Genomic DNA, 4,125 nt, shown 5'->3' with positions numbered 1-4,125 from the left:
CCATGTTCGAAGACGTTTACAAAGAGATGCCTGAGCACTTGAAGCGCCAGCGTCAGCAGTTGGGGGTGTGACATGAACGATCACAACAACAATATCGAGCTGGAAACCGCCATGACCACGACCACCATGACCATGATCCAGGCGCTGCGCTCGGCCATGGACGTGATGCTTGAGCGCGATGACAACGTCGTGGTGTTCGGCCAGGACGTCGGCTACTTCGGCGGCGTGTTCCGTTGCACCGAGGGCCTGCAGGCCAAGTACGGCACCTCGCGGGTGTTCGATGCACCGATCTCCGAGAGCGGCATCGTCGGCACCGCCGTGGGCATGGGTGCCTATGGCCTGCGCCCGGTGGTGGAGATCCAGTTCGCCGACTACGTGTACCCGGCGTACGACCAGATCATTTCCGAAGCCGCCCGCCTGCGTTACCGCTCGGCTGGCGAGTTCACCGCGCCGCTCACCCTGCGCATGCCTTGTGGCGGCGGCATCTACGGCGGCCAGACCCACAGCCAGAGTATCGAGGCCCTGTTCACCCAGGTGTGCGGCCTGCGCACCGTGATGCCGTCCAACCCTTATGACGCCAAGGGCCTGTTGATCGCTTCCATCGAAAACGATGACCCGGTGATCTTCCTCGAGCCGAAACGCCTGTACAACGGCCCGTTCGACGGCCACCACGACCGCCCCGTGACCCCATGGTCGAAACACCCCGCTGCGCAAGTGCCGGACGGCTACTACACCGTGCCGCTGGACGTCGCCGCGATCACCCGTCCAGGCAAAGACGTGACTGTCCTGACCTACGGCACCACCGTTTACGTCTCGCAAGTCGCCGCCGAAGAAACCGGTATCGATGCCGAAGTGATCGACCTGCGCAGCCTGTGGCCGCTGGACCTGGAAACCATTACCAAGTCGGTGAAGAAAACCGGACGTTGCGTGATCGTTCACGAAGCGACCCGCACTTGCGGCTTCGGCGCCGAACTGGCCGCCCTGGTGCAAGAGCACTGCTTCCACCACCTGGAAGCGCCGATCGAACGCGTCACCGGTTGGGACACCCCCTACCCGCACGCGCAAGAGTGGGCGTATTTCCCTGGTCCGTCCCGTGTGGGCGCGGCTTTGCATCGGGTTATGGAGGTCTGAATGGGCACGCACGTTATCAAGATGCCGGACATTGGCGAAGGCATTGCAGAAGTTGAGTTGTCACAGTGGCACGTTCAGGTCGGCGACATGGTCGTCGAAGACCAGGTGCTGGCCGATGTCATGACCGATAAAGCGATGGTCGATATTCCATCGCCGGTCCACGGCAAGGTCATCGCCCTGGGCGGACAGCCCGGCGAAGTCATGGCGGTCGGCAGCGTGCTGATCAGCATCGAAGTCGAAGGTGCGGGCAACGTCAAGGAATCGGCTGCACCGGCGGCCCCTGTAGCCGCTGTTAAGGAAGCGCCGGTTGCGACGCCAAAGGTCGAGCCTGTCGCACAGAGCAAACCGGTCGCCGCCCCGGCGCCGAAACCTGCCGTCTGCCAGGGACCGATGGTCGCCCGCCAGGCCGATGAGCGTCCGCTGGCGTCACCGGCGGTACGCAAGCATGCGCTGGACCTCGGCATTCAACTGCGCCTGGTGCGCGGCAGCGGTCCGGCCGGGCGCATTCTGCACGACGACCTCGAGGCCTACCTGGCCCAAGGCCAATCCAATGCGTCGAGCGCCGGCAGCGCTTATGCCCAGCGCACCGACGAGCAGCAGATCCCGGTCATCGGCATGCGTCGCAAGATTGCCCAGCGCATGCAGGAGGCGACACAACGCGCCGCCCACTTCAGTTATGTCGAGGAAATCGACGTCACCGCCGTGGAAGAGTTGCGCGCGCACCTCAACGAAAAACACGGTGCCACCCGCGGCAAGCTGACGCTGCTGCCGTTCCTGGTCCGCGCCATGGTCGTCGCCCTGCGCGACTTCCCGCAGATGAATGCCCGTTACGATGACGAAGCCCAGGTCATTACCCGCCTCGGCGCCGTGCATGTGGGTGTCGCCACCCAGAGCGATGTCGGCCTGATGGTCCCGGTGGTGCGTCACGCCGAGGCGCGCAGCCTGTGGGACAGCGCGGCGGAAATCGCCCGCCTGGCCAGCGCCGCGCGCAATGGCAAGGCCAGCCGCGATGAACTGTCCGGCTCCACCATCACCCTGACCAGCCTGGGTGCGCTGGGCGGCATCGTCAGCACCCCGGTATTGAACCTGCCGGAAGTGGCCATCGTCGGCGTAAACAAAATCGTCGAACGGCCAATGGTGGTCAAAGGCCAGGTGGTGATCCGCAAGATGATGAACCTCTCCAGCTCCTTCGATCACCGTGTGGTCGATGGCATGGACGCGGCACTCTTCATCCAGGCCATTCGCGGCCTGCTCGAACAACCCGCCACCTTGTTTGTGGACTGATTATCAGCGGAGCACGCATGCAGACTCTCAATACCACGCTGCTGATCATCGGCGGCGGCCCGGGCGGCTATGTCACGGCGATTCGCGCCGGCCAACTGGGCATCCCGACCATCCTGGTTGAAGGCCAATCGCTGGGCGGCACCTGCCTGAACATCGGCTGCATTCCATCCAAGGCGCTGATCCATGTGGCCGAGCAGTTCCACCAGACGCAGCAGCACAGCCAGCATTCGGCCTTGGGCATCCATGTCTCGGCACCGACCCTGGACATCGGTAAAAGCGTCGAGTGGAAGGACGGCATCGTCGATCGCCTGACCACAGGCGTGGCGGCGTTGCTGAAAAAGAACAAGGTCCAGGTCATCCAGGGCTGGGCCAAAGTGGTCGACGGTAAAACCGTCGACGTCGGCGACACGCGCATTCAGTGTGAGCACCTGGTGCTGGCCACCGGCTCGACCAGTGTGAACCTGCCGATGCTGCCGATTGGCGGGCCGATCATTTCCTCCACCGAGGCCCTGGCGCCCACTTCCTTGCCCGAAAAACTGATCGTGGTCGGTGGCGGCTACATCGGCCTGGAACTGGGGATTGCCTATCGCAAGCTCGGCGCCGATGTCAGCGTGGTCGAGGCACAGGATCGCATCCTGCCGGCCTACGACGCCGAACTGACCCAACCGGTGCAGGATGAGCTGAAAAGACTCGGCGTGAAGCTTTACTTGAAACATAGCGTGCAAGGCTTTGATTCAAAAGCAAATACCTTGCAAGTCAGCGATCCGAATGGCGACACCCTGAACCTGGAAACCGACCGGGTACTGGTGGCCGTGGGTCGCAGGCCCAACACCCAGGGCTGGAACCTCGAAGCGCTGAACCTGGACATGAACGGCTCGTCGATCAAGATCGACAAACGCTGCCAGACCAGCATGCGCAATGTGTATGCCATCGGTGACCTCAGTGGCGAACCGATGCTTGCCCACCGCGCCATGGCCCAGGGCGAAATGGTGGCCGAACTGATCAGCGGCAAAAACCGCGAATTCAACCCGGCCGCCATCCCTGCCGTGTGCTTTACCGACCCGGAACTGGTGGTGGTCGGCAAGACACCGGATGAAGCCAAGGCGGCTGGCCTGGACTGCATCGTTTCCAGCTTCCCGTTCGCCGCCAACGGCCGGGCGATGACCCTGGAATCGAAAAGCGGCTTCGTACGGGTGGTCGCCCGTCGCGACAATCATCTGATTGTCGGCTGGCAGGCGGTCGGTGTCGGCGTGTCGGAGCTGTCGACCGCGTTCGCCCAGAGCCTGGAAATGGGCGCACGCCTGGAAGACATCGGTGGGACCATCCATGCGCATCCGACCCTGGGCGAAGCCGTCCAGGAAGCGGCGCTGCGCGCGCTCGGCCACGCCCTGCACCTCTGATTCAGAACGACGGACGGGGTCATGGATGACCCCATCGCGAGCAGGCTCGCTCCCACATTTGAAATGCATGCCCCTGTGGGAGCGAGCCTGCTCGCGATTTCTAAAGGGCAACACGATTTATCTGTCTGTCATCCTATAGTTCAGGCTGCGAAATCGGCCCGGAATGAAGTATTGTTGTGCCCATCCGGAAAAACGTCAGAAGCCTTGAACCGTTTCGGCGGTTGTTAAGTGATAGAGGGTGTCATGGGTAACGAAAGCATCAATTGGGACAAGCTGGGTTTTGACTACATCAAGACCGACAAACGCTATC

At 62.5% G+C, this 4,125-nt stretch carries 3 protein-coding genes; all 3 read left to right on the top strand.

The window, feature by feature from the left end; translation table 11 throughout:
* The first annotated feature begins 72 nt into the window (after window positions 1–72).
* From ACQKP2_RS31950 to lpdA, 3 genes are read left to right on the top strand one after another with little or no spacing between them, the layout of a single operon-like run.
* On the top strand, window positions 73–1,131 hold the full coding sequence (locus ACQKP2_RS31950) for an alpha-ketoacid dehydrogenase subunit beta (protein ID WP_427582260.1): 1,059 nt from the start codon (window positions 73–75) through the stop codon (window positions 1,129–1,131).
* Entirely contained in the window at window positions 1,132–2,415 is a 1,284-nt protein-coding gene (locus tag ACQKP2_RS31945) for a dihydrolipoamide acetyltransferase family protein (RefSeq protein ID WP_427582259.1), read from the top strand. It abuts the gene before it with no gap.
* Window positions 2,416–2,432: 17 nt separating this feature from the next.
* Window positions 2,433–3,815 carry a dihydrolipoyl dehydrogenase gene (lpdA, locus tag ACQKP2_RS31940; RefSeq protein ID WP_427582258.1) on the top strand — a complete coding sequence of 461 codons (1,383 nt, stop codon included), beginning with the start codon at window positions 2,433–2,435 and terminating at the stop codon, window positions 3,813–3,815.
* Window positions 3,816–4,125: the final 310 nt, after the last annotated feature.

It is taken from the genome of Pseudomonas sp. NPDC089569, assembly GCF_050280625.1.
Lineage (GTDB): Bacteria > Pseudomonadota > Gammaproteobacteria > Pseudomonadales > Pseudomonadaceae > Aquipseudomonas.
Note: the sequence above shows the minus strand (reverse complement) of the source record. Positions and strands in the feature narration are given on the sequence as shown.

What these genes read in the sequence shown, in the direction of transcription:
- ACQKP2_RS31945 (WP_427582259.1), top strand. Translation starts at nt 1,132, where the DNA reads ATGGGCACGCACGTTATCAAGATGCCGGACATTGGCGAAGGCATTGCA.
- lpdA (WP_427582258.1), top strand. Translation starts at nt 2,433, where the DNA reads ATGCAGACTCTCAATACCACGCTGCTGATCATCGGCGGCGGCCCGGGC.
- ACQKP2_RS31950 (WP_427582260.1), top strand. Translation starts at nt 73, where the DNA reads ATGAACGATCACAACAACAATATCGAGCTGGAAACCGCCATGACCACG.